This window comes from Microcystis wesenbergii NRERC-220 (genome assembly GCF_032027425.1).
Classification (GTDB): domain Bacteria; phylum Cyanobacteriota; class Cyanobacteriia; order Cyanobacteriales; family Microcystaceae; genus Microcystis; species Microcystis wesenbergii_A.
The window spans coordinates 1,885,822-1,912,118 of sequence record NZ_JAVSJA010000001.1 but is presented as its reverse complement, the minus strand read 5'-3'; the positions used below and the strand labels follow the sequence as shown (position 1 = coordinate 1,912,118).

Annotated in this window: 20 protein-coding genes and 1 pseudogene; 13 read left to right on the top strand and 8 right to left on the bottom strand. The window is 41.8% G+C overall.

Features of this window, described 5'->3' with window-relative positions; all coding sequences use genetic code 11:
- Positions 1–689: 689 nt before the first annotated feature.
- On the top strand, positions 690–3,440 hold the full coding sequence (locus tag RAM70_RS09240; RefSeq protein WP_045358654.1) for a glycerol-3-phosphate acyltransferase: 2,751 nt from the start codon (positions 690–692) through the stop codon (positions 3,438–3,440).
- Between the two features lie 811 nt (positions 3,441–4,251).
- On the opposite strand, the gene RAM70_RS09235 is transcribed toward RAM70_RS09240, so the two are convergent.
- Entirely contained in the window at positions 4,252–6,408 is a 2,157-nt protein-coding gene (locus RAM70_RS09235) for a putative PEP-binding protein (RefSeq protein ID WP_312673412.1), read from the bottom strand.
- A gap of 341 nt (positions 6,409–6,749) precedes the next feature.
- Here RAM70_RS09235 and RAM70_RS09230 point away from each other — a divergent pair, with 341 nt between their 5' ends.
- From RAM70_RS09230 to RAM70_RS09220, 3 genes and pseudogenes are all read left to right on the top strand, one after another.
- The gene (locus tag RAM70_RS09230) at positions 6,750–7,445 is read left to right on the top strand and encodes a response regulator transcription factor (RefSeq protein ID WP_002795661.1); all 696 of its coding nucleotides are present in this window, start codon (positions 6,750–6,752) and stop codon (positions 7,443–7,445) included.
- Between the two features lie 89 nt (positions 7,446–7,534).
- Positions 7,535–7,771, top strand: a complete 237-nt coding sequence (locus tag RAM70_RS09225) for a DUF433 domain-containing protein (protein WP_002752166.1) — start codon at positions 7,535–7,537, stop codon at positions 7,769–7,771.
- 34 nt (positions 7,772–7,805) lie between these two features.
- Positions 7,806–8,042: pseudogene (locus RAM70_RS09220) on the top strand (DUF5615 family PIN-like protein); the annotation flags it as partial.
- Here RAM70_RS09220 and vapC read toward each other — a convergent pair.
- From vapC to RAM70_RS09205, 3 genes are all read right to left on the bottom strand, one after another.
- The gene (gene vapC, locus RAM70_RS09215; RefSeq protein WP_045358657.1) at positions 8,026–8,343 is read right to left on the bottom strand and encodes a type II toxin-antitoxin system VapC family toxin; all 318 of its coding nucleotides are present in this window, start codon (positions 8,341–8,343) and stop codon (positions 8,026–8,028) included. The pseudogene RAM70_RS09220 and the gene vapC overlap by 17 nt on opposite strands.
- A gap of 178 nt (positions 8,344–8,521) precedes the next feature.
- On the bottom strand, positions 8,522–8,716 hold the full coding sequence (locus RAM70_RS09210) for a type II toxin-antitoxin system VapB family antitoxin (RefSeq protein WP_002752171.1): 195 nt from the start codon (positions 8,714–8,716) through the stop codon (positions 8,522–8,524).
- 709 nt (positions 8,717–9,425) lie between these two features.
- A complete protein-coding gene (locus RAM70_RS09205) occupies positions 9,426–11,534 on the bottom strand; it encodes a protein kinase domain-containing protein (protein ID WP_312673406.1) in 2,109 nt (702 codons plus the stop codon).
- Positions 11,535–11,811: 277 nt separating this feature from the next.
- On the opposite strand from RAM70_RS09205, the gene RAM70_RS09200 reads away from it, so the two are divergent.
- The 4 genes from RAM70_RS09200 to RAM70_RS09185 all read left to right on the top strand — a co-directional run bounded on the left by RAM70_RS09200 (position 11,812) and on the right by RAM70_RS09185 (position 15,424).
- Positions 11,812–12,600, top strand: coding sequence for an ABC transporter permease (locus RAM70_RS09200; RefSeq protein WP_287999187.1), 789 nt, complete (start codon positions 11,812–11,814; stop codon positions 12,598–12,600).
- A gap of 166 nt (positions 12,601–12,766) precedes the next feature.
- A complete protein-coding gene (locus RAM70_RS09195; protein WP_002751273.1) occupies positions 12,767–13,351 on the top strand; it encodes a pseudouridine synthase in 585 nt (194 codons plus the stop codon).
- A gap of 103 nt (positions 13,352–13,454) precedes the next feature.
- Positions 13,455–14,858, top strand: a complete 1,404-nt coding sequence (locus RAM70_RS09190; protein ID WP_312675864.1) for an AAA family ATPase — start codon at positions 13,455–13,457, stop codon at positions 14,856–14,858.
- A complete protein-coding gene (locus RAM70_RS09185) occupies positions 14,858–15,424 on the top strand; it encodes a hypothetical protein (RefSeq protein WP_190381712.1) in 567 nt (188 codons plus the stop codon). Before RAM70_RS09190 ends, RAM70_RS09185 begins: the two co-directional genes overlap by 1 nt.
- 74 nt (positions 15,425–15,498) lie before the next feature.
- Here the strand turns inward: RAM70_RS09185 and RAM70_RS09180 are convergent, their stop codons facing one another.
- Positions 15,499–15,927 (bottom strand): Tery_1686 family protein, encoded by a 429-nt coding sequence (locus RAM70_RS09180; protein ID WP_002743840.1) that lies wholly within the window; start codon positions 15,925–15,927, stop codon positions 15,499–15,501.
- A gap of 198 nt (positions 15,928–16,125) precedes the next feature.
- On the opposite strand from RAM70_RS09180, the gene RAM70_RS09175 reads away from it, so the two are divergent.
- A complete protein-coding gene (locus RAM70_RS09175) occupies positions 16,126–17,427 on the top strand; it encodes a hypothetical protein (protein WP_045362031.1) in 1,302 nt (433 codons plus the stop codon).
- Between the two features lie 292 nt (positions 17,428–17,719).
- Here RAM70_RS09175 and RAM70_RS09170 read toward each other — a convergent pair whose 3' ends face one another.
- Positions 17,720–19,246 (bottom strand): YifB family Mg chelatase-like AAA ATPase, encoded by a 1,527-nt coding sequence (locus tag RAM70_RS09170; protein WP_045362034.1) that lies wholly within the window; start codon positions 19,244–19,246, stop codon positions 17,720–17,722.
- Between the two features lie 180 nt (positions 19,247–19,426).
- Between RAM70_RS09170 and RAM70_RS09165 the strand changes: the two genes are divergently transcribed.
- On the top strand, positions 19,427–19,768 hold the full coding sequence (locus tag RAM70_RS09165; protein ID WP_002803707.1) for a histidine triad nucleotide-binding protein: 342 nt from the start codon (positions 19,427–19,429) through the stop codon (positions 19,766–19,768).
- Between the two features lie 83 nt (positions 19,769–19,851).
- Positions 19,852–20,385 carry a retropepsin-like aspartic protease family protein gene (locus RAM70_RS09160; protein WP_045362036.1) on the top strand — a complete coding sequence of 178 codons (534 nt, stop codon included), beginning with the start codon at positions 19,852–19,854 and terminating at the stop codon, positions 20,383–20,385.
- Between the two features lie 136 nt (positions 20,386–20,521).
- On the opposite strand, the gene hppD is transcribed toward RAM70_RS09160, so the two are convergent.
- Entirely contained in the window at positions 20,522–21,607 is a 1,086-nt protein-coding gene (hppD, locus tag RAM70_RS09155) for a 4-hydroxyphenylpyruvate dioxygenase (RefSeq protein ID WP_045362038.1), read from the bottom strand.
- A 177-nt stretch (positions 21,608–21,784) separates the two neighbouring features.
- Entirely contained in the window at positions 21,785–22,489 is a 705-nt protein-coding gene (locus tag RAM70_RS09150) for an SDR family oxidoreductase (protein ID WP_045362044.1), read from the bottom strand.
- A gap of 131 nt (positions 22,490–22,620) precedes the next feature.
- On the opposite strand from RAM70_RS09150, the gene sat reads away from it, so the two are divergent.
- Complete coding sequence (gene sat / locus RAM70_RS09145; protein WP_045362047.1) at positions 22,621–23,790, top strand: sulfate adenylyltransferase; 1,170 nt, start codon at positions 22,621–22,623, stop codon at positions 23,788–23,790.
- A 375-nt stretch (positions 23,791–24,165) separates the two neighbouring features.
- Positions 24,166–26,241: a caspase family protein gene (locus RAM70_RS09140; RefSeq protein ID WP_312673392.1), complete on the top strand. Its 2,076-nt coding sequence runs from the start codon at positions 24,166–24,168 to the stop codon at positions 26,239–26,241.
- Positions 26,242–26,297: the final 56 nt, after the last annotated feature.

Here is a 26,297-nt window from a genome sequence, read left to right as displayed (position 1 = left end):
ATTTTCTGTAATTGCTATCAATTATAACTCATTGTTCGCTTAATTTTTTAAGGCAAGGGTTTTAAAATTGCTGTAACCTTTATCCTGTATGCTTTTTAGCGAATAAGATAAGCAGAAAAGTGGCGATTCCTTAACCTCAAAATGGTCTTTTTGTACTAATAAATATTCGAGTAGAACGCTCAATGCGTTTGCTAGACTGCATTTGAGACAATTTATCAAATTTTCGGTTCCAGAAATGAGCGAAGGGTGAGTGATAAAATTCATGTCAGCGAAGAAGTCCGTCAAGCTGTGGGAGAAGAAGGAGCCTAAGATAGTTTATTTACATCCTTACTCTCTCGACTTTACCTCGATTGAAAACTATTGAAAACTTTTGCCCAAAAGTCAAGTCTATCTTGGGAAAATTACAACCGAAAAATTATCGAGACTTAGACAAGGCTCTCGAAGAAGCTTTTAAGGCAGTCTCCAAGAAAGACACCCGTAATTGCTGCAATCACTATTGTCATTATACCTCATCTGTCCGAGAAAGGCTGTAAGTATTTATAAAGTAAAATTTAAAATAAATAATGTCGTCGGTTGGTAGAGCTAAAATACTATATAAGATTTCAGGGAGTGTGGGCGGAATTATTCTAATCCCGATACCTGACAGGACTCCACCGAGAATTAACTATTTTTTAGAGCCAGAAAATATAATGACAGAAATTTGGGGTTCCCTATTTATTTTTTTAGTCTGTCCCATAATCGGGGGATTGCCTCTGATCGATTGGATAAATTATCTAGTAACTGGACGTAAATTATCCCAATTAGGGACCGGTAATATCGGTGTAACTGCCGCCTTTTATCATGGGGGTAAATTGGTGGGAATTTTGGCGGTAATTTCGGAAGCAGCCAAGGGAATTATCGTTATTTTTCTAACCCGTTTCTTTTTTCCCACCGGCTCCACTTGGGAATTATTAGCTTTAATTGCCTTAGTCGTGGGGCGCTATTGGTTAGGAAAAGGTGCGGGAACTACTAATGTTTTCTGGGGATTAATCGTTCACGATTTTGTCGCTGTTTTTCTCACCTCAATCATTAGTGGGATTAGCTTTACTATTTTTCGAGAAAAATCTACGGGTAGATTGGTAGGATTATTTTTATTAGCTTTAATTCTCACCTTGCGCCGTCCCCACGATTCAGGTTATATTATAACTGCCATTGCTTTAGCCTGTCTATTAGGGGCAATTTTTCAAAAAATAGCCGACGATTTAGACTTACCCGAAGCAAGTGTTAACAATGAATCAAAAACTATGTTTCGTTTTTTTCGTGGAGATCGATCGATCCAAACTCTTGATGACAATCTGACGGCTTTAAAAGTGGGACAAAAAGCCGCCACTTTAGCCTATCTTAAGCGTGCCGGTTATCCCATTCCTAGGGGTTGGATTTTACCACCGGGGGATGATCCACAGCCGTTAATAGAATCTCTTCATCCTGATATTAATCATCCCTTAGTCGTGCGCTCTTCCGCTATTGGAGAAGATAGTGAAACCGCTTCATCTGCGGGACAATATACTACAATTCTTAACGTCATCGATCAAGAAAATTTAGCGGCGGCGATTTTAAGTTGCCAAACCTCCTATAATAGTCCTAATGCTGTTAATTATCGACTTGATCGAGGTCAAGAAAACACGGCCATGGCTGTGTTAATTCAAGAACAAATTCGAGGAGTTTTTTCGGGGGTTGCCTTCAGTCGTGATCCGATTAATCCTCTCAGTTTAGATGTGGTTATTGAAGCTTTACCCGGAGATGCCACCAGAGTTGTATCGGGAAGAATCACCCCCGAAAGTTATCGAGTCAATTTAGAAGAAAATATCATCATCGGAGCGGGAGATATTCCCCCTGCTATTATTCAACAGGTAGCTAATCTTTGTCGGCAATTAGAAACCCTTGATCATGGCATTCCCCAAGATATAGAATGGACTCATGACGGACAAAAATTATGGTTATTACAGTGCCGTCCTATCACCAATTTACAGCCAATTTGGACAAGAAAAATCGCGGCGGAAGTTATACCCGGGGTGATTCGTCCTTTGCCTTGGTCAATTAATCGCCCTTTAACCTGTGGAGTTTGGGGAGATATTTTCCGGTTAGTTTTAGACAAAAAAGCCCTCGATTTGGACTTCAATGAAACGGCGACTTTACACTATCAAAGAGCTTATTTTAATGCTTCTTTATTAGGAACAATTTTCCGTCGTATGGGATTACCTCCAGAAAGCTTAGAATTCCTGACCAAAGGGGCAAAGTTTACCAAACCACCTTTAACGGCAACCTTGGCTAATTCCCCCGGTTTATTAAAACTTTTAGGACGGGAATTACAGTTAGAAAAAGACTTTAGCCAAGATCAAAAAAACTATTTTATCCCGACGCTCGAAAAAATTAACGCTACTTCCCTAGAAGCTTTATCTTCAGGGGAGATTTTAGAGCAAATTGAGGAGATTTTAACCGTCTTAAAAAAAGCTACCTATTATAGTATTCTTGCCCCTCTTAGCTTCGCCTTGCGTCGCAGTATTTCCCGAGTACCTTTTGAGAAATTGGATAACTCCCAAGCACCAGAAATAGCCTCAATGCGATCGCTGTTTGAACTGAGAAAAAATACGCTCGATCGAGATTTTGACTCAGCTTTTTCCCTCTGGTTAGAAACCTACGGTTATTTAAGCGAAGTAGGAACCGATATTTCGATACCGAGATGGCGAGAAAATCCCCAAGAGCTGCTACAACTCCCCTTAGATAGTCCGGGTAATAATAGCCATAAAAAAGTTAAATCTTCCCATACTGTCCAAAAAAGGTTAAATATCAAAAACCAAGGGACTGAAATTTACTCCCGTCTTTTAGCTCACCTACGCTGGCATTTTCTTGCTTTAGAAACCCTCTGGTTACAGCAGCAAATATTATCGGAGACGGGAGATATATTTTATCTAAATTACTCAGAAGTTACCCAGTTGGGTCAGAATAATAAAATCGCCAATCTTAACCAGATTATCTGCCAGCGTCGCCAACAATTCCAAGAAAACTCTCAATTAACCGATATTCCCTACATCGTTTATGGACAACCACCGAAAAGAGAATTTTTAGTTTCAAATTTAACTGCCAAAAAACGCTTACAGGGAATTGCCGCTAGTGGGGGGACAGTGGAGGGACGAGTCAAAATTATGCCAACCCTACAAAATCTAGAAATTGCCCCTAATACTATTCTCGTTATTCCCTATACTGACTCGGGATGGTCCCCTTTATTATCCCGGGCTGTGGGCATTATTGCCGAGGTGGGGGGACAATTATCCCATGGTGCTATTATTGCCAGAGAATACGGAATTCCGGCGGTTATGGATGTGCATCATGCCATGAAATTGTTAAAAGATGGTCAATTAATTCGTCTCGATGGCAGTCAAGGAATTATTGAAATTCTCTAGGCATTAGGGGACAGGGTGTGGGGTGTGGGGTGTGGGGTGTGGGGTGTGGGAATTATGAATTATGAATTATGAATTATGAATTGGGGGAGACCACTTCGTGCGCGTTGCGGGGGGAAGTGGGGAAATTGAACTAAAACCCCAAAACCCCAAAACCCCAAAACCCCAACACCTAAAACCTATCTCCCGACTTCTGAATACTGACTCGGAGACTCCTATCTCCTGAATACTGACTCCTAACGCAATGTTGGTCAAAGATAAGCAAAAATTATCTATTGACTCTACAAACTTGAGAATATTTAAATTAACATTCCGCAATATTTACAAATTCTTAAAAATTAATTGAGAAAGATTTTTATTTAATAACGATGTTACAATGGTTACAGCGATTTTACTGAATTTCATAGTGGGGTACTCTGTGCTTTTTTGGGCAGCAACGGTTGAAACCCTTGCCACACCGAGAAGGTAATCCTAACTAAGACAGGTAAATGAGTCAATTTCACCCACAACGATGATCTTTTTTTTGTGTAGTTTTATTGCAAAAAAAAAGTTTTTTTGACAAAAAGCACAAAGTATGATAATCCACCAATGGATTTCTAGCCGCAAACAGTAAACAGTAATCAGTGATCAGTAAACAGTAATCAGTGATCAGTGAAAAGACAGTAGGAAACTTCTAGGAAAATTAGGTAATTTACCAGATGAAAATGGGTAAAACCCTACACCCTACACCCTACACCCCACGAGAAACTTTTTGCCGCAAACCCTACTTAACATCTTCCTCAACAGCCAACCCCTAACGCTCCTTTTGCCGAGATTATCTGCTATTTTCCAATAAAAACCTTCTTTCGGCGCGAACAATTGCCTCTCTAGTGGCTAAAACTGCCTCCCTATCCACCGAAAGAGAAGTCACACCCCAAGCAATCAGATCATCGATAATTTCAGGATACTGGACGATGGCCATACCGCAAACGGAACAGGGAATCTGTAAAACTTTTGCTTGAGTGATAATTTGTTTTAAAGCTGCCCTGACTGCGGGATGACGGGCGTTAAAATATTCTGAGAAATGTTCTCGATCGCTACCTAAAAGTAATTGAGTTAAATCATTAGTACCAATAGCGATTAACTGTACCCCCGCTTGCACATAATCCGCTAATTGAAAGATTACCCCCGGTACTTCCACCATTATCCCCAATTGGAAAGAAGGGACTTGAGTGAGTAAAGCCGATTGTACCCGTTGCCGGCAAAAAATAAATTCCTCAACCCCGCGGACAAAGGGAAGCAGTAAATTAATATTGGTGGCGCTGGTGGTTTGTACCCGTCGTAAAGCTTGCAATTCCAGATCGAATAGAGTCGGATCTAATATATAACCATGGGTTCCCCGACTGTCTTTAGTCGAATGTTGAGCATCAAAAGAACGGTAAAATAAAGGCTTAGGCTGGATACTAAGGGCAAATTGTGCGATTAAATCACTTAATCTCTCGAGCAATGCTTCTTGATGCTCTGGCGTTAACCATTCTTCTAGATTACGCTGAGAAAGTAACTCTAAAATCATCCATTCTGAGCGCAATAAACCGATCCCATCAATAGGCAGTTCTTGGATTCCGGCAATACTTTCAGTTTGACTGAGATTAACCATCAAACGGGTAGCAATTGCCGTGCCGTCGGTTTCTCTGGGGGGTGGAGGGGGTAAGGAAATCTGTTCCTGAGATGCTAGAGAAATAATTCCCCTCGTACCATCTACTAAAATTATCTCGCCTGAGCGGATAATTTCCGTGGCATTTTTCACCCCGACAACGGCAGGAATGGCTAATTCCCGGGCTAAAATGGCTCCATGGCTAGTTAATCCCCCCTGTTCCGTGATCATTGCCCGAATTTGGCGTAAATGGGGCAGTTTTTTGGGAGGTAAATTAGTAGTAACCAAAATGCAATCCTGAAAATTTGCCTCTGGGGAGTCGAAATTGCTGATCACTTTTGCCACTCCCGATGCCAACCCTGGGGATGCCCCTAATCCTCTTAAGGGATAATGGCAGGTAGTAGCGGTGATTTCCTGACTGTGACAGTTAAGAATATAAATTTGACCATCCAGCATCATCAGCCATTCTATGCTGGTTAACGTCGGTTTTTCCGTCAGCAGAGATTGAGCCAGCTGACAAAGGCGATCGAGGGCGAAATTATCTAAACAGTAGCTTTCCTGTAAACTGGGTGCTAATAATTGTGGTACGAGCAGATTACTGTCACTATTGAGATAATAAGCCCTGGATTTATTGCCTAATTGCCGACTGCGTAATTGACCAGAGCGATCGATAATGTAGGTATCCGGTGCCACTTCTCCATTAACTAAACTGTGTACTAAACCCCAAACCGCCTGAATTTTCCAGTTATCCTCATTAATCAACAGATTTCCCGCACAATTAGCCGGTAATAACGGTTGTACCAGTAAAGATAATTGAATGTTTTCTAAACCAATTCCCATTTTTCGCCAATAAAATAGACTTCTGGCGGTGAATAACTCCGCCCAAGCTTGTTTTAGGGCATTTTCTAGATTATCTGCTTTAATTCCACTGATTGGGGCGGAAAATAAACCGAGAGTTCGCCGAGCCAGATTAGCTGGTAGGGAAAAGCGCCATACTAGGGTATCCATGGATAATTGTGCCACGGCCGCCCCTAGTTCTTCTAACCAGAGAGGAGGAATTTGCGCTTGTAAAATGGCCCGCCGACTCTCTTTGGCGACTAATTGCAGAGCTTTGGCGTCATCTACGTCTAAATAGAGGGAAGACTGCGGAAAATCAGTCAGAAACGAGTCAGCATTGTTGATAGTTTCCAAAAATTCCGCGAAAATGCGGTTAAAAATGGCAAATCCCCTGATAATTGGGTATCCTCGCTGGTGTAATTCACTGGCAATAAAAGCTTTTTCCCCCACCAGGGGGCGATCAGAAGCACTAATGCGATCGAGCCAGCAGAGAATGGTCACGGGATTTATTAAGAATGGTGAAAGGATTATAAAATCATTGTGTGATTTTTGTAATTTTTTAGTTCTATCTGCTAGTTTAACTCACCGTCACTATCTTGAGGATGATCTGGGGTGTGGGAAGTGGGGAGTGGGGAGTGGGGAGTGGGGAAGTGGGGTGTGGGAAGAACAAAGCTGCCTTTTGCCTTTTGCCTTTTGCCTTTTGCCTTTTGCCTTTTGCCTTTTGCCTTTTGCCTTTTGCCTTTTGCCTTTTGCCTCCTGCCGACCGCCTCCTGACTACTGACTCCTATCTCCTTAGCTGATAAGATAGGATTCGGACAATATTCGATCGCTGCGAGAAATTCATGGATACACCTGCGAAAGTTTTGTTAGTGGATGACGAACCGGGGGTTCGTGAATCTGTGCAAGCATATCTACAGTACGGGGATGACTTCGAGGTAAGAACTGCTAGTAATGCTAACGAAGCCTGGGATTTACTCAATCAAGAAATTCCGGAATTAGTCATCTCCGATATTATGATGCCGCAGGTGGATGGCTATCAGTTTCTCAAGAAATTGCGCGAAGATGCTCGTTTTCAGACAATTCCCGTGGTTTTTCTCACTGCTAGGGGGATGACGAGCGATCGCATTCAGGGTTATAATGCCGGTTGTGATGCTTATTTATCCAAGCCTTTCGATCCCGAAGAATTAGAAGCATTAATCAAGTCTTTAATCGAGCGCCGTCGTCAATCCTTGCAAGCCACCAGCGAAAACGCTAGATTAGAAGAAATTGCCCGAGATATCCGGGAATTAAAACAGCAGGTGGGACAACAGAACACTTTTACTACTACTCCCCCCCCGATTAAAATTGACCTTACCCCCCGGGAACAAAGCGTTTTAGATTTAGTAGCGGAGGGATTGATGAATAAAGAAATTGCCAGTCGTCTAGAAACCAGCGTCAGAAACGTAGAAAAATACGTCAGTCGCTTATTTAGCAAGACTGGTACTAATAGTCGCACGGAATTGGTACGTTTTGCCCTAAAACACGGTTTAACCAGTTAATATAGCAGCTAAGGACAAACTAGCGGGCAACTCTCTTCTTAGAAATATCCCTTGGGGAAAAAGGCAGATGACAAGCAACTGAATTACCGATGGAAAACCAACTTTTGCAGCGAATCACCCTCGATTTAAATATCTGTCATGGCAAACCTTGCCTTCGAGGATTGCGTTATCCTGTTGAATTTATCCTAGAATTACTTAGTTCTGGCATGAGTATCGAAGACATTTTAGCCGACTACGATGATTTGGAACGGGAGGATATTCTAGCCGCGTTATTGTTTGCCACTCGGTTGACTCAGGTAAAAAGTATCTACCAAATTGCACCATGAAGTTTTTAGTCGATAAAATGCCACGACAGATGCAGAAATTAACGCTCTTTCAATTCAACAAAATCGTATTGTTATTACCAAAGACACAGATTTTCTCGATTCATTTTTAATTAGTCAAGAACCTTATAAGCTTCTGCTAGTGACTGCGGGTAACATTACAAATGTCGAATTAGAAGCATTATTTCAGAATAATCTAACCCAAATAGAAGCACTTTTTACTCAACATTCGTTAATAGAAATGAGTCGCAACTCAATCATCGTTCATCATTAGTAGTAGGACAAGCTGAAATTAGCTTTAAGTGCTTCACGAAAGGAATAAAATCTTTATCTGAAAAAAGCAGCGGAAGATTATTTTCAATACAAAAGGAAGCAATAATAACATCAGCAGTTTTCCTAATAGTTATCCCCTTCTTGCGTAACTGGCGATAATTGTCCGCGCTTTTCAATGCCATTCTCAAACCTAGTAAATCATAAATAGTCAATGAAGTTAGTAAGCGATAGGCTATTTGATAATCCTTATCACTCCTAAAACCTTGGAGAACTTCGGTGAGAATAATAAGCTGCCCGCGCATTTAAATTGCTTGTTGAGACGAGGCAAGAGGCACTCTTGCAAGAGGCAACAGTAAAGGGATTGGGGGAGATTCGGCTAATCTTAAGAATAAGCGCTTTAAATGCGTCTTAGCTTATCACCAATAGCTATCGGCTCAACTCCCAGCAGTAAATCAATCCAAACACTGGAATCCACAAGAATCATTGATTGTGCCTCATTTCCTCAAGGTTTCCTTCCCATTTAAGCTTACCTTTAAAGGCTTTAATTTTCTCCTGTTGTTTGAGCCGAATCAAAGTCTTAAGACCCAATTCAACAACTTCTTGTTTAGTCTTTAAACCAGTAGCTTTAAGAGCATCAGCCATGAGTTGGTCATCAATGATAATGTTAGTCATCATCCTATCCCTAGTTGTGTGTAGTAGATTGTTAATATACACATTATATAGGGTTTGCTGAATAAATGTGAGATGTAAGCAAGGTAGAGATTTTGTGGCTTTTCTCGCAAAACAGGTGCAAGATTGTGAGAGAATCGTCGTTCAAAATCTTGCGTCTTTATCGGCCCGCGTCCTGTAGGGGCGAAGCATTCGGACAATAACCTATCGGTGAAACTGTAGATTTTCGGCGTTGTCAAATTGAAAGATGCTCCCAATCAGCACCGGAACGGAAATTACTTTGATAGGAAAGATTACCCTGCATCTTGACAATTAGTGTTTAATGAACGAATAGTGCCGATAGTTGGGCTTAAGTGGGGAACAAGACTTGCCCTGAGCCAAGTCGAAGGGGTCGCTCGATTTAGCAGTGGAATTAGCCCTAAAATCGGCGTAGGGCTAATTCATGAATTAGCCCTACAATCGGCGTTGTCAAATTGAAAGATGCTCCGAATCAGCACCGGAGCATTGCATCTTTCCTATTCTGATATGACAACGCCAGATTTTCTATCCGAATGCTTCGCCCGTACTTTTTGCCGCATACCCTATTTAGGAGAAAACTGCTCGATTCAATAATTTGAGCCAAAACCCAATATTTTTAAAGACATCGGTGCAGTTTCCCGCAAGTATCGCTCATTTTTGATAGACAAAAGTTATTGCTGTCACCCCCAACACAACTTTACTGTCCCACTCGCCAAATTTTGATAGTTTTGTCACCACTCCCACTAGCTAAATAGCGGCCATCGGGACTATATACCACTGACCTAACACTACCAGAATGACCAGTAAGGGTACGCAATTCTTTTCCGGTCGCTACTTCCCAAATTTTGATAGTTTTGTCACCACTACGACTAGCTAAATAGCGGCCATCGGGACTATATACCACTGACAAAACCCCTTCAGAATGACCAGTAAGGGTACGCAATTGTTTTCCCGTTGCTACTTCCCAAATTTTGATAGTTTTGTCACCACTACGACTAGCTAAATAGCGGCCATCGGGACTATATACTACTGACCAAACCACATTAGAATGACCAGTAAGAGTACGCAATTGTTTTCCCGTTACTACATCCCAAATTTTGATAGTATTGTCAACACTCCCACTAGCTAAATAGCGGCCATCGGGACTATATACCACTGACCTAACCCCGCGAGAATGACCAGTAAGGGTACGCAATTGTTTTCCCGTTGCTACCTGCCAAATTTTGATAGTTTTGTCACTACTCGCACTAGCTAAATAGCGGCCATCGGGACTATATACTACTGACCTAACCCAGTCAGAATGACCAGTAAGGGTACGCAGTTCTTTTCCGGTTGCTACCTCCCAAATTTTGATAGTATTGTCATGACTCTGACTAGCTAAATAGCGGCCATCGGGACTAACCATTGGTTCAACAAAGCTACCCATAAGGCTATGGGTAGGCAATTGTTTTCCCGTTGCTACTTCCCAAATTTTGATAGTTCTACCCCCGAACCAGTTGTTCACACTACGACTAGCTAAATAGCGGCCATCGAGACTATATGCTACTGATTCAACTGAGTTAGAATGACCAGTAAGGGTTTTCTCTAAGAAGCGAAGACTAGATAAACCAGATATTAATAATTGAGGACTAGCAGGAAATTCGTCATATTTAAAATAACCGTAAACTTGGGTTATTCCTATCCCTAATAACAAAACGCCACCAAGAGCATTCATTCTATTTCTCAGATTATTATTTTTAACCGGTTGTGCTGGTGTTTTTTTGGGTACAGGTACGGGTGAAACTGGCGGAGAAGAATTAATCTTAGGAATAACTGGCGATTGTTTTTGAGTTACAACAGGCTGCGGATTTGGTGGTGGAGATGTTATAGTAGGAGTTATAGGAGGTAACTTTAATTGCCGTTCAATCTCATCTAAACGTTGTAAAATAACCCTAGTATTAGCCGGTCTATTCTTTGGCAATCTTCCCATCAACTCGTCAATAAAATCCAACAATAACGGGTGAATATTTTCCGTTTCTTCTCGCCAAGGTAAAACATCATTAATCGGATCATAAATTTCTAAAGGATGTTTTCCGGTTAATAAATGCACAAAAGTTCGTCCTAAAGCATGAAAATCTGATTGAATCACTGCTTGACCATGTTGTTGTTCATTGGGGGTATATCCGGCTGAGGTAATACCTGTCACCTGTTGACCTTTTACCTTTTGATGATAGGTTTGGGTTTCTTCCCTTGCTGTGCCAAAATCAATTAACACCAACTCGCCACTATTCCGCATCATGATATTAGGAGGTTTAATATCTCGATGCAGCCAATTCTGTTGATGAATTTTATCGAGAATTAAAGTAATTTCTCTCAGCCATTTTAAGGCTCGTTTTTGACTTAAAATATCATACTGGTTTAGCCACTGTTCTAAATCAATACCCTCCACTTTTTCCATAACTAAACAGTGTAATATTTTCCCTTCTCTCGTGGAATATTGAAAATAGGCATCTGCTCGAGGAACACCGGTGACATTTTGACGACTCAACTCTAATAAAACGTCATATTCCCGTTTAAATAATTCCACTGCTTTCGGTTGATTATTCCATTTTTCTTGTAATACCTTGAGGATTTTGGCTGTAAAACCTTCAAAAGCCTCATAAACAATGCCAAAACCGGTCGTATCACTCAATAACCGACTCACCCTATATTTACCATTTAACAACAATTGAGAGCCGCAACTTTGACAGTAACGAGTATTCGAGTTATTATTACTCGGATGCCCTGGTTGAGAACAATCGGGATTAATGCAGTAACAGGGTTTCATCTCGGCTATCAGTTATTTTATTGAGTGAATAATTGAAAGTTTTCCCTTACCTGTCTTTGAAGGCATTTTATCATAAGTAAGTAGTAGTAGTAACGCACCAAATTAAATTAATGATAGGTGTGGTGCGTTACGACGGATTGTTAGATTCAAGTTTAAGCAGAGATTGTCGCCGTCTAACGCACCCTACATTTTACTAAACTGGGATGAGCCACTCTTGAAAAAGGGGACAATTATTAATTATTATTAAAAGTATATTTACTAATTAACCAAAATACCAGTGAAACTAGCTCAAGCTCAGACGATATTAACAGACACTTTAACCGTATTTTGGGGAGAATGGCTAGATTTAAGGGCGAGAGTCCTTCAGATCGCCGCCACAGGTTTAGTTTCTCCCCTAATCTATATTATCGGTTTCGGGTTGGGGTTGGGAAGCGCCCTCGATCGCTCGATGAAACCCTCGATCGGCGATTCCTATCTAGAATTTATTTTACCCGGAATGGTGGCCCTGTCCTCAATGGCGATCAGTTTCGGGGGAACCACCTTTTCCATCTGTGGCGATCGCTTATTTAGTAAAACCTTCGAGGAATTATTATTGCTTCCCGTCCATCCCCTCTCATTATTTTTAGGCAAAGTTTTCGCGGGGATTTTGCGCGGTGTAATGACTTCTGCATCAGTGATTCTCGTTGCTATCTTATTTACAGGAAAATTTGTCAGTTTTCTCAATCCCCTCTTTTTATTAGTTTTAATCTTAAATTGTGCCGTCTTTGCCGGTTTAGGGGCAATTGTCGGATTGCGAGTTACATCCATCGAAAGTGTCGGTCTGTATAATAACTTTTTAATCGTGCCGATGTCTTTTTTAGGAGCAACTTTTTTCGATCCCCAAACCTTACCCTGGGCATTAAAAATTATTGTTTATGCCTTGCCCCTCACCTATGCTAGTCTGGGATTAAGAGCCGCAGCCTACGATATTAATCAATTTCCTTGGTTCGCTATCCCCATTTTATTAATCGTCGCTATTCTTCTCTCGATTGTCGGTGCTTATCAATTCTCCCATCAACGGGATTAAATCAGTTATCAGTTATCAGTGGTCAGTTATCAGTTATCAGTTAAGTACCTAAGCAAAGTTAATTAAACATATCTAACTACCTCTTGCCTATTGCCTATTGCCTTTTGCCTATTCTAACCAAGAAATTCATTTTGCACAACTACTTATCTCCTGACTCCTTTTTCCCTTGAATAAATATATCCTTTTTTATAAACCCTACGATGTATTATGTCAGTTTACTGATGAAAATGGGCGCTCGACTTTAAAAGATTATATTCCCATCCCAAATATCTATTCTGTCGGTCGTTTAGATAGGGACAGCGAGGGATTATTATTACTCACAGATAACGGTCAATTACAGCATCGTTTGGGTCATCGTCAATTTGCTCATCCGCGCACCTATTGGGTACAAGTCGAAAGAATTCCAGACCTAAACGCTTTAGAAAAATTGCGTCAAGGTCTTCCTATTCAGGATTATCGCACTCGACCGGCAATAGTTAATTTACTAGATTTTGAACCAGATTTACCCCCGAGAGAGCCACCGATTCGTTATCGAAAATCTGTTCCCACCGCTTGGTTAGAAATTACCTTAACTGAGGGAAGAAATCGTCAGGTAAGACGGATGACGGCTGCCGTTGGTTATCCCACTTTAAGATTAATTAGAACAGCCATTACTATTGACAAAAACAATAAATTATGCTTAACAGGATTACAACCCGGTCAATGGCGAGAAGTGACTGAAAAAGAGAGAAAAGCCTTGGAAAGGTTATAATTTCTGTAAGTAACCTTGATAACCAAAGTTGAATGTATATTTTGGAACTTGATCAAATGACCCACAATTATCTATAATCGTGAATATTAAACCTAAGACAAACATGAAAGTTAAAATTAAAAATCTTGGCATTTTAAAACAGGCAGAATTCAGTCTAGGCGACCTCACAATTATCTGTGGTGGTAATAATACAGGTAAAACTTATGCTACCTACGCTTTATTCGGTTTTTTAGACAATTGGCGAAGACTATTAACGGGGCCAAGATTTGGACTCAAAGAAAAAATTGAGCAACTACTTTCTGATGGTGTAATTAGTCTCGATCTACAGGAGTATGTTCAACAGTGTGAAAGTATTATTACTACAGGTTGTCAAAGATATGTTCAACAAATACCTGAAGTTTTTGCGGCTAACGAGGAGAGGTTTAAAAATGTTGATTTTCAGATAGAATTAAATTTTGACAATATTCAATTTCAAGATAAGTATGAAAAGAAAATTAGTACAGCAATATGGGAAATTATCTCGATTAGCAAACCTGAAAATGAGCCTTATTTATCCATTGCATTATTAACAGAAACAGAAACAGAAAAAATAAATCTGGGAGGTGATTTTCTTGAATATATCGAATATATCATTTCCAACAGCATCCAAGATATAATTTTCTCTCAGTTTTTTCCCAGGCCATTTATTGCTAGTGCAGAAAGGACAGGAGCGGCAATTTTTCGCAAAGAGTTAAATTTTGCTCGTAATCGTTTACTGGAAGAAATTAGTAAAAATAGCAATTTTAATCCTAGGGAACTGTTATTTAATGTTTCTCAGGATTATGCGCTACCAGTCAAAAAAAATGTAGATTTTACTAGACAAATAGAAACAATTGTCAAAAAAAATAGCTTTATCGCCGAAAATCATCCCAGTATTTTAGAAGATTTTGCCGATATTATTGGTGGTCAATATATGATTACTAGCAATGATGAACTTTATTACATTCCTAAAGGAAAAAAACTTAGACTATCGATGGATGAAAGTTCTAGTGCTGTACGTTCTCTTTTAGACATTGGCTTTTATTTAAGACACGAAGCTCGAATCGGAGATTTGTTGATAGTAGATGAACCTGAATTAAATCTCCATCCAGAAAATCAACGCCGTATCGCTAAACTTTTCGCTCGACTGATCAACATTGGTATTAAAGTTTTTATCACTACTCACAGTGATTATATTATCAAAGAAATCAACACATTAATTATGCTTAACCATAATAAACCACACCTGAAACAAATTGCCGCAGAAGAAGGCTATAGACAAGAGGAATTATTATCGGCTAATCAAGTTAAAGTCTATATTGCTGAAGAAGATTCAAAGATGTTGAAAGGACAAAAAAGAAAAACCAAATTTAACACTTTAACTCCCGCTAAAATTGATCCAGAAATGGGTATTGAGGCGCGCAGTTTTGATACTAATATCGAAAATATGAATCGTATTCAAACGGCTATTATTTGGGGTGAGGAGTAATGTCTGATATTGCTATCCTCAAAGAAATGATTAGCAAGTGTGCGATAGTAGAGTTGGAATATAAAAAAGAGTACAAACGAGATAGTTATTTACTGAAACTGATAGAAAATCAAGATAACTATTCATTTGTGATTAGTGGAATGCCTGAACCCGATCGAGTTATTGTGATCAAGCTAGATGAGTTTTTTGATGTCCGCAAAATTTTTACTGGTAATAAAGGTGAATGTAAGCGTGCAGATTTTATAATTATCGCTAATACCCCTACTGAAAAAGTTATCCTTTGTTTGGAAATGAAGAAAAGCAGAGATTCTAATTCATCGATAATTAAACAATTAAAAGGAGCCGAATGCTTTGTCTCCTATTGTCGTGAAATCGGACGCTTATTTTGGAATCAACCCGATTTTCTTCAGGACTATCAATATCGCTTTGTTAGTATTAAAAATATCAGTATTTCTAAAACAACCACGAGCAGCCGTAAACCTTCTCAAAAAAGTGAGATTCACGATCAACCAGAAAAAATGTTAAAAATTTCTGCTAAAGCGAAGCACTTTCAAGAATTAATTTAGTCCTATAGCTTGACATTATGACTGATTTAATCTCGATCGAATAACGATCTTTTGCCGAGAGTGCCGAAAGAGCCTTATCGATGCTCATTTTTAAAAACTTCAAACACCTGCCGGCTGAAATATTTTAACTTATCAGCCACCTTAGGAGAAGGTTGATAATTGCCGACTAATTGCCAATTTTCCACCGTAGATAGTCGCCAAGCGGTTCCTTGATGGTTAAAAGCCTGCATTTCTAAGCCAATCAAACGCTGATGCTGATCCTCGCTATCGAGATGAAAACGAATTTGTACCAGAATACTGCGCCCTTGAATTCTGGGACTCCAACCGGGAAAATGGAAAGCGATATCGATCGAGTCGGGATCCGTTAACTCCCTTGTGTGGGGATCATTGCGCCAAGGTTTCAGATCTGCCTTTGCATCGGGGAATTGTTGTTTAAACAGGTTGACGAGTGTGGCGATCTTCGCCGTTAATTCTAATCCTTTTGCCTGTTCCGACGCATTCATGCTCACCTCTGATAATTGCTTATAAAGTAACTATTTATACAGTTTAGCCCTGCTTTTTGCGACTATTGGAACAATTATAACGATATTTTCTCGATCGAGTCCAAAATGCCGCACCTGTCAATCAAGATAGCCGCCACCAAAAAGACAAAATCAAAACTAAACTAGAAAAGAGGATAATCGACAGGAACAGTATTTTCTATGAATCCCCAAGAGTCTCTATTACAATCGATCGAAAAATTAGGCTATCGGGTTACGGTGGGTGATGTGGCGGCAAAATCGGGTTTAGAGATTAACGCTGCACAACAGGGATTATTAGCTTTAGCGGCGGAAGCGGGGGGACATTTACAGGTAGCAGATACGGGGGAGATTATCTATCTTTTCCCTGAAAATTTTCGCTCAATTCTTCTGAATAAATATTGGCAATTGCAGTTAAAAGCTTTCGCCAGTAAAATCTGGCAAGTAGTTTTTTATGTTATTCGCATTTCCTTTGGCATTGTTTTAATTATTTCGATTTTAATCCTCTTGTTTGCTATCCTAGCGATCCTGATAGCCTCAATGTTCAAAGATAGTGACTCAGATAACAATTCTGGAAATAACAACATTAATATTAACTTCTTTCCCACGGACTTTTTCTGGATTTTTTATCCCGATTTTGGTAATAACTACTACGAAAAAAGAGATAGGGAAGTTAAGGCAGAAAAACCCCCTAGTAAGATGAATTTTCTCGAGGCAGTTTTTTCTTTTCTTTTTGGCGATGGCGATCCTAATTTTAATTTAGAGGAGAGACGCTGGCAAACTATCGGTAAAGTAATTCAAAATAATCGTGGCTCGATTATCGCTCCACAAATTGCCCCCTATCTCGATAGTATTACCCCTAGTCAGGAGGAGACAGAAGACTATATACTCCCAGTTTTAACTCGCTTTAATGGGTTGCCGCAGGTGTCCGATCGAGGCGATATTATCTATTATTTTCCCGATCTACAGGTGACAACCAAAGAGAGAAAATTACAAACAGTTTCCCCCTATCTAAAGGAAAAACGCTGGAAGTTTAGCGAAGCAGATAGTGGTCAAATTATCTTAGCTTTAGGTTTAGGGGCGGTTAACTTTATCCTCGCTTTAGTTTTAGGATATTTGCTCAACAGTGATAGTGTTGATTTGAGCGGTTCTCTGGGGTCGATAGTCACAGGTATCTACGGTTTTCTCCTCAGTTATGCCGCTGCTTTTTTGGGGATTCCCCTCGGTCGTTATTTCTTTTTGCAGTGGAGAAATGAGCGGGTGAATCAACGCAATCAAAAGCGAGAAAAAAGAGCAGATCTATTAGCCCAAAATAATCCTGAATTAGAGCAAAAACTGGCCTACTCTCGTCAATTTGCTGACCAAAAAGTGATTAGGGATGCTGATATTAGTTATTCTACGGATCAAGACTATCTCGAACAAGAGATCGAGCGCTCCGATAAAATCGATCGAGAATGGCAAAAACGCTTAGAATCGCCCGATTAAGTAGCTGGTTATAATTAAATTAAAAATGGATTTTGCCTTTAATCCTCCCTTGATCCCCCCTTGATAAGGTAGGGTTGATTCATGAATCAACCCTACCCTTGATAACGGGGGTGTCTGATAATTTTTAACGCCTACCTACTTAATCGCTTTTGCTGTGTGGGAGGTCATTCTGTTATTCTGACTTGAAAGTGGGAAGTGGGAAGTGGGAAGTGGGAAGAAAAAAGCTGTCTCCTGTCTCCTGAATCCTGACGACCGACTCCTAACCCCAGCAACAAACTTTTTGCCGCAAACCCTAACTTAAACGATCGAGAGTGCGATACTGAATTGCTTCGGCAACGTGGGAACTTTTCAGCATTTCACTATCTCCTAAATCGGCAATGGTGCGGGCAACTTTGAGAATGCGATCCATTGCTCGGGCCGATAAACCCAATTTTCGGATTGCCCCTTCTAAAATATGGCGACTGCTATGATCAAGAGCGCAAAAACGCCGCAAATGCTCGGAATTCATCTCCGCATTAGAGCGAATCCCCGTATTCTGAAAGCGATCGCTGGCCTTTTGTCTGGCCCTTTCTACCCGTTGCCGCACTTGCTCAGAAGCTTCTCCCCGACTCTCTTGGGTCATTTCTTCCGGTTTCAGGCGATTTACCGTCACTTGTAGGTCAATACGGTCTAAAAGCGGCCCCGATAATTTCGCCCAATATTGTTCCCGTTGTCGCGGTGAACAGCTGCAGGGTTGCACCGAATCGCCGTAATAACCACAGGGACAGGGATTGGTGCTGGCCACCAGGGTAAAACGGGCTGGAAAAGCGACGGAAAGACGAGTGCGAGAAATGCTCACATAACCATCCTCTAGGGGTTGCCGGAGATATTCCAAGACACTGCGCTTAAATTCCGTTAATTCGTCCAAAAATAAAATACCACGGTGAGAAAGGGAGATTTCTCCCGGTCGGGGATAAGTGCCACCTCCCACCAGCGCTGCCCCGGAAGCGGAGTGATGGGGACTGCGAAAAGGACGCTCGCGCACCAGGGAACCTCGATCTTTCAGTAATCCGGCGACGGAATGAATCTGGGAGACTTCTAGGGATTCGCCAAAGGTAAGCTGGGGCAGAATACCGGGTAAACGTCGCGCTAACATGGTTTTACCGCTGCCCGGCGGCCCGACAAAAATTAGGTTATGACCCCCAGCTGCGGCAATTTCCAGGGCCCGACGACCAATGGCTTGGCCTTTGACATCCTTGAGATCGGGGAGATTTACCTGCGATCGCCCAAATTCTTCGGCAGCGTTAAAAGTCATCGGTGAATAGCGATCGGGTTCATTTAAGAAATTTACCACTTCCGATAGATGACGAAACCCATACACTTGTACGCCTTTGACCACGGCCGCTTCTTTGGCATTATCGGCGGGAACCACTAAACCCTTAATCCCCATTTTTTCGGCAGCGGCAGCAATGGGTAAAACCCCCGCCACGGCACGCAAACTACCATCGAGGGATAATTCACCTAAAAAGAGAAAATCCCCCAGTAAATCGGCTTCTACCTGTTCGGAGGCTCCTAAAATGCCGATACTAATCGGTAAATCATAAATCGGCCCCTCTTTGCGGATATCGGCGGGACTTAAATTGATGACAATTTTGCGGATGGGAAAGGCAAATCCGGCATTTTTTAGGGAAGCTTTTACCCTTTCTTTCGACTCCTGCACGGCGGTATCGGGTAAACCCACCACGGCAATTCCGGGTAATCCCCCCGATACATCCACCTCTACCCCGATTTTAATGGCATCAATGCCGATAATTGCCGCACTCCAAACCCTTGCTAACATTTTGGCTCAAGTAAAAATAAAGTGAGTTCTTAGGAAAATGAAACAGGATGTTAGGCTAGTTTTCCGCATAAAAATGATTTTATCTGGGAATTTACCCAGAAAATCAGCCTATTTATCGGGATAACCTAGCCAGAAAAGCTGAGAGCTTAATGGTATAGTTAAAAAAAAAGCAATTTGTCTATGAGCGAGACTATTTTTAGCAAAATTATCCGGAAAGAAATTCCTGCCTCGATCGTTTATGAAGATGATCTGGTTCTCGCTTTTCGAGATGTTAATCCCCAAGCACCCACCCATATCCTCATTATCCCCAAAAAACCGATTCCGAAACTAGAGGAAGCCAGCGACAGCGATCGCGATTTATTGGGACATTTGTTACTAACTGTTAAAAAAGTGGCCGCCGAGGCTAAATTAAGTCAAGGTTATCGAGTGGTGATCAATAATGGGGAACATGGGGGTCAAACCGTCGATCATCTTCATGTCCATCTCTTAGGCGATCGCCCAATGGCTTGGCCTCCTGGCTAAAACCGTCTTATTTTCCCGCATTTTTGGGGAATTTTAGAGCTAGAAGCGTTCTTTTCCGAGTCGGTCTTCTCGATGTTAAACCCATGAATAGGTCTATTTCTGTGATCGCCTTGTCCAGCACCCTGCTGTTATTTCCCTTCACCACCGCGACTCTCGCTCAATCGGAATGCTTTCTCCAAAGAGCAGATGGACAACACATAGATCTTAGCCGTCTCTGTGGCGGTTCATCCAGAAATAGGAAAAATTCCCCGCAAGTTTATCAGCTACCGATTCAACGCCGGGTTAACGGCATTCCCACGGTGATGGTGGTTTTTAATAACCGTCACTATTATGAAATGCTTTTTGATACGGGAGCTAGTGGCATCGTCCTTACCGATGCCATGGCAAAAGCGATGAAAGTCAAACGGGAAAGGGAAGTACTCGCTCATACCGCTGGCGGTGTCGTTACGGTTTATCTTGGTCGCATTAATTCTGTTAAAGTTGGCGAGGTGGTTTTATCTAATCAGATTGTTGGTATTTCTCCCCAAATGGAAGGATTAGGACTCTTGGGACAAACCTTTTTTGGTTCCTATGATGTCACGATCAAAAAAGATGTGATCGAATTACGTTATCGTTGATAAGTAGCTGGTTATAATTAAATTAAAAATGGATTTTAGGTTCGATCCCCCCTGCCCCCCTTAATAAGGGGGGTGTCTGAAAACTTTTAACACCTACCTACTTAGTCTCATGGGAAAAATGCTCGCTTTTCTGACTCTAATCTAAAGTTCCTCGCTGTATTTGTTCCCGTTCGATCGCTTCAAATAGGGCCCGGAAGTTGCCTTCTCCAAAACCTCTGGCGGCGTGACGTCGCTCGATTAATTCAAAAAAGAAAGTCGGCTGAGAAAAAATTGGTTTAGTGAAAATTTGCAGTAAAGTCGGCTTTTCCGGGAGGGAATAACTATTTTGTTCAAAATCGATGAGAATTTCCCTTTTTTTAATTTCTGACCATTCCCAATCAGCAATATTAAAATCTTTCTTTTGATAGTTAATTTGTTGATAATAACTGTCGGGAACTGATAAAAACTCTACCTTTTTTTCTCTTAATTTTTGAGTTAAGTTTACAATATTTTCTGTTTTTAAAGCAATGTGTTGAATACCAGATTTTTGATTAATATCTAAAAATTCTTGAATTTGAGAACTGTTACTATCTGGTTCATTAATCGGTAATTTTAATTCAGTTTCGGGGTGAACAAGTACCTGAGAATAAAGACCAGAACGCTCCGTTTTAATAGTAAAAGCTTGCCTTTTTTTAAAGCCTAAATTTTCCTCATACCAATTGGATGTTAACTCTAAATTACCCTGAAAAACATTTAAAACTAAATGATCAATTGCCAGAATATCCTGATTATATTGTTCCCTACTATCATACTCAATCAGATTAGGATCGGCTAAAATTGGCGTGATTCCCTGTCTTTCAATCAACGTATGTTTGAGATCAGCAATGCTAGAGATTTGACAGCTTTTTATCTTACCCCTAGCCAAAACAGTTTCCTCAATAAAAATGTCCTGTTTAATTCTCCTAGCTAAACTGTCTAAATCCTCTACTTGAAAAGCTACATCCGCCACCCCTTCAGGATATTTACTTAAAAATTCCGCCACGGGACTAAGGGAATTTAAGGGAGAAGATAAGATAAAAATAATCTGTTTAGTTTTATCTTTTTGGATGCCATTGCCAACTATTTCCGTGTGCGTGTGGAGATTAACTAAACTTGCGATCGCTTGAAAATCCATCACCCGCACAAACCAATCTCGCCATTTTTTGGCCGATTCTACATAAAAATGAATATGATCAATAAACATAGATAAAGTCAAAAAAGCGGTTGAGTGTTAGTAAGTGGGGAGTGGGGAAATGGGGAAATGGGGAAATGGGGGAGTGAGGAGATAGGGTAATTTCAACTAATACCCCAAAACCCCAACTCCCTAAAACCCCAACTCTCAACTCCTGACGACCGACTCCTGACGACCGACTCCTGATGACTAAAAAAAGAGATGACTATCGGGTTGAATATTAATTTCCATGGGGACAGCTTGGGGTTCAGCATTCATGGCAAAATAGATAGCATCGGCGGCGGTTTGAGCGGTTAACATTTTAGTGCGATCAACTTTTAAGCTCACCTGATCCCAAAAAGGAGTATCGACACCACCAAAATAGAATAAAGTCATTTTAATACCATAGCGTTTTAACTCATCAGCCAAACATTTACTAAAACCGACCACCCCGTACTTAGAAGCACAATAAGCGGCAGCCATAGCCATAGAATGCTTACCCAAAATTCCCACCACATTACAGATATGACCGGCCTTATTTTCCTTCATCACATTAGCGGCAGCCTGACAGGTATAAAAACTCCCCTTCAGATTGAGGTCGAGCATTTTATCTAAATCTTCCGGCGTGATTTTATTATATTGTTTCATCACACCGGCTCCGGCCGCATTAACCAACACATCCAACCGGCCGTAATGGGAGACAATTTTTGCCATCAAAGTTTCTACCTGAGTGGGATTGGTGATATCCGTCGGCACAATTAAAGAGGGACAAGACAACTCACTGGCTAAATTAGATAAATTATCGGCATTTCTGGCCACTAATACGAGTTTATGACCATTAACAGCTAGTTTCCGCGCTAAAGTGGCACCGATACCCCCCGTAGCGCCGACAATCAGGACAACTTTTTCGCTCATAATTATTTATAAATTTTTACAAATCTTATTGTAAACTGTTCCAACCGGAAAATCATCGCCAGAGCCAACCCCTTGATTAAGGGTTAACCAACTTCTGATAGGATAAACCGTGACAATGTAAAGAAATTTTTATGACTGTACTGACCGAAGGAATCGCGCCCCACGGTGGGCAATTAATTAATCGTATTGCTACCGCTGCCGAAAAAGCAGAATTTCTGGCCCTAGCTGAAAAACTACCGCGAGTTTCCCTAGATGAACGAGCGCTCTCGGATTTAGTTATGATTGCTATTGGTGGTTTCAGTCCCCTCAAAGGCTTTATGGAACAGGACGACTACGAAAAAGTCGTCGATGATATGCGTCTAATCAATGGTTTACCCTGGGCAATTCCCGTGACTCTTTCCGTTAGCGAAGAAGTGGCGGATCCCCTCAAAGAAGGCAACTGGATTCGTTTAGATGACAGCGAAGGCAACTTTGTCGGAGTCCTAGAACTAACCCAAAAATACCGTTATAATAAAGCCCACGAAGCAGTTAACGTCTATCGTACCGACGACCAGAAACACCCCGGGGTAAAAGTTCTCTACGAACAGGGAGAAATTAACCTCGCAGGTCCAATTTGGTTACTTCAGCGCGATCCTCATCCCCAGTTTCCCAAATATCAGATCGATCCTGTGCAGTCGCGCAAAATGTTCCACGAAAAAGCTTGGAAAACGATTGTCGGTTTCCAAACCCGTAATCCCATCCACCGGGCCCACGAATATATTCAAAAATGCGCCCTAGAAGTGGTAGATGGTTTATTCTTGCATCCTCTTGTCGGCGCTACCAAAAGCGATGATGTGCCGGCCGATGTGCGGATGCGTTGCTATGAGATCATGATGGATAAATACTTCCCCCAAGATCGCGTTATTCTGGCTATCAACCCCTCAGCTATGCGTTACGCCGGCCCCCGGGAAGCAATTTTCCACGCTATTATCCGTAAAAACTACGGTTGTACCCATTTTATCGTCGGTCGTGACCATGCCGGAGTCGGGGACTACTACGGAACCTACGATGCCCAGTATATCTTTGATGAGTTCGAGCCGGGGGAATTGGGAATCGTGCCGATGAAGTTTGAACACGCTTTCTACTGTACCCGCACTTCGGGAATGGCAACCACCAAAACTAGCCCCAGTTTACCTGAAGAAAGAATCCACCTTTCGGGAACGAAAGTCCGGGAACTGCTGCGCAAAGGAGAATTACCACCTCCGGAATTCTCCCGTCCAGAAGTAGCTGCCGAATTAATCCGCGCCATGCAAGGATCTTGACATCCTCGCCGCCCTAAAAGTGCGGCGATTCCTAAACCTCACGATTTAAGTTTCTGCTTCCACCACCGTCGCATACCACAGTTAAAAAACCATGTACTGTCTTACACAGAGTCCACAGACTTTCGCCCCATTTCAGAAGCCCGATTCCGTGTGTCCCACGGTACGTTGACCGCCTATAGCTTCTTGTACTTGTTGCGCGCGACTTTTTACCCGGCCAAGCTTTTCTGGTCGGAACCCCCTAAGCCGAGTTTTCAAGGCTTCGGCCGTGAGCTCAGCCGAACGGTGCTGCGCCGTCCACTTGGTTTTCGAGACTGGCCTTTTAATTCTAACGTAAAGCCGCCGTAGAACGGCGGGGTTTCAGACCCAAAATTTCCGATGAACATAACTAGGCGAGAATTGATCCAGCAGACAGGTTGGGGGTTGCTGACTTTGGCGATTAGTCAAGGGACCCTTAACCGTCATTTGGCCGCTCTCGCCACCCCTAATCCCCGAAAATTGGCTCTTTTAGTCGGTATTGACCAGTATGGTGCGAATATTCCGCCGCTGCCCGGTTGTCTTACCGATGTGGAGTTACAAAAAGACCTTCTCCGTTATCGTTTTGGCTTTCAGGATGCTGATATAGTAACTTTAACAGGACAAAAAGCCAGTCGAGAAGCGATCGAAGCGGCTTTTTTAGAACACCTGATCGCCCAAGCCAGGGCGGGAGATGTGGTAATTTTTCACTTTAGCGGTTATGGCAGTGTTGGGGCCCGAAAAGAGGTTTTTATTACTGCGGATGGGGCAGAAAATGCTTTACTTAAGGAAAATATCCTGCTGATGGCTCGCTGTCTAGCTACGGATAAGTTTAGCTTGATTTTTGATAGTAGTCATCTCCCCCAACCTCAGCCCTATCTCGGTAATCTCCGCATTCGTTCCTATTCTAGAACCATTACTGATCCTAACCCCGCCGAATTAACTTTCGCTGCCGATATTAAAACCCGTTTTAACCTCAAAAATAAGCCTAGTAACGGCGTTATTCTCGCTGCCGCTAAACCAGAGCAAATCGCCCTGGAATTGAGCGGTAATAGCCCCAATGCTGGCTTATTCACCTATGATCTCACTCAGTATCTCTGGCAAGTTTCCCCCAGTCCGACAATTGCGATCGCTTTTCCCCATCTCCGTAATCTCGTCGCTAGTCACAGCAGTGAACAACAGCAGCCGGCAATCCTAACCAGTAATCAAAAAAATAATTCTGCCCCGCCCTATCATACAACGTCAGAAACGTCAAGGGGGGGCGCAGCAATTGTTACAAATCTTATTGATGAACGCACCCTAGAAGTCAATCTGGTCGGCCTGCCCTTAGAAATCCTAGAAAATTACGGAATTAACTCCTGTTTGAGCTTTATTGAGGCGACTGGGGAGGAAATCAGCCTACAAATTCTCTCCCGTCAGGGTTTAAAAGCGAAAGCGCAATTATTATCCCCGGCTGCTTCCCTAGAAATAGGACAGATTCTACAGGAAAAATTGCGGGTTTTTCCGAGTAAAATCGGCTTAATCGTCGGTTTGGATAGTAACTTAACCCGGATTGAACGGGTAGATGCCACCAGTACCTTTGCCAGTTTGCCCGATGTGGCCGCCGTGGTTAATATTGGCGAACAAACGGTAGATTGTATCTTAAGTCGAGTTGGTGGCGAAGAAACTGGCAATTATCAGTTATTATCTGCCAATGGCTCCCTAATTATCGGTAGTTTAGGGGCGGCCAACGAAGCCATTAAATCCGGGATTAAACGACTGCAATCGCAACTAGAAACCCTGCTGGCCTGCAAATTGTGGCACTTGTTGATCAATCAAGAATCCTCCGGTTTAGCCGTCATTGTCACCCTGGAAAGCCTCGATCAAACCTATATCTCCACGGTACAAACCCAAAAAATTGTGGGTAGCAGGGGGAATAATACCGCTAAAAATGACTTAATTCTGCCCGTCGGGACGGAAATTCGCTATCAAATCGAGAATCAAGAAGAACAACCCCTCTACGCACTGATCCTTGTCCTCAACAGCGATCGCCAACCGCTTTTATACTGTTCCTGTTCAGAAACCCCCGATAATTTCAGCAATTCCAGCCCATTAGCCCCCTTTGTCGTGGCGGCTAAAACCAAGGCCACCATCCCCAATGACCGCCAAGGGCATTGGAAAATTAGTCAAGCCAAGGGCATCAGAGAGAATATACTGATCCTCAGTCGCCATCCTTTCCCGAAAACCTTGACCCTTCTCAATGCCACTCAAAGCCTCAAGGGAGAAGCCACCCCACTGCTCACCCTGACTAACCCCCTAGAAATAGCCAGAGCTTTCTGGAGCGATCTAAAATTAGATTTAGGTCTAAAAATGGATAGTTCTGGCAGTGTAATTGATGAATACGCCTTTGATCTAGGAACTTGGTCAGGTTTCCGGTTTATTTATCAAGTTATCGACTAAATCGATAGAATGATTCTATGGAATCCTTAAAAAGAAAAGGTTAAAATCCTAACACA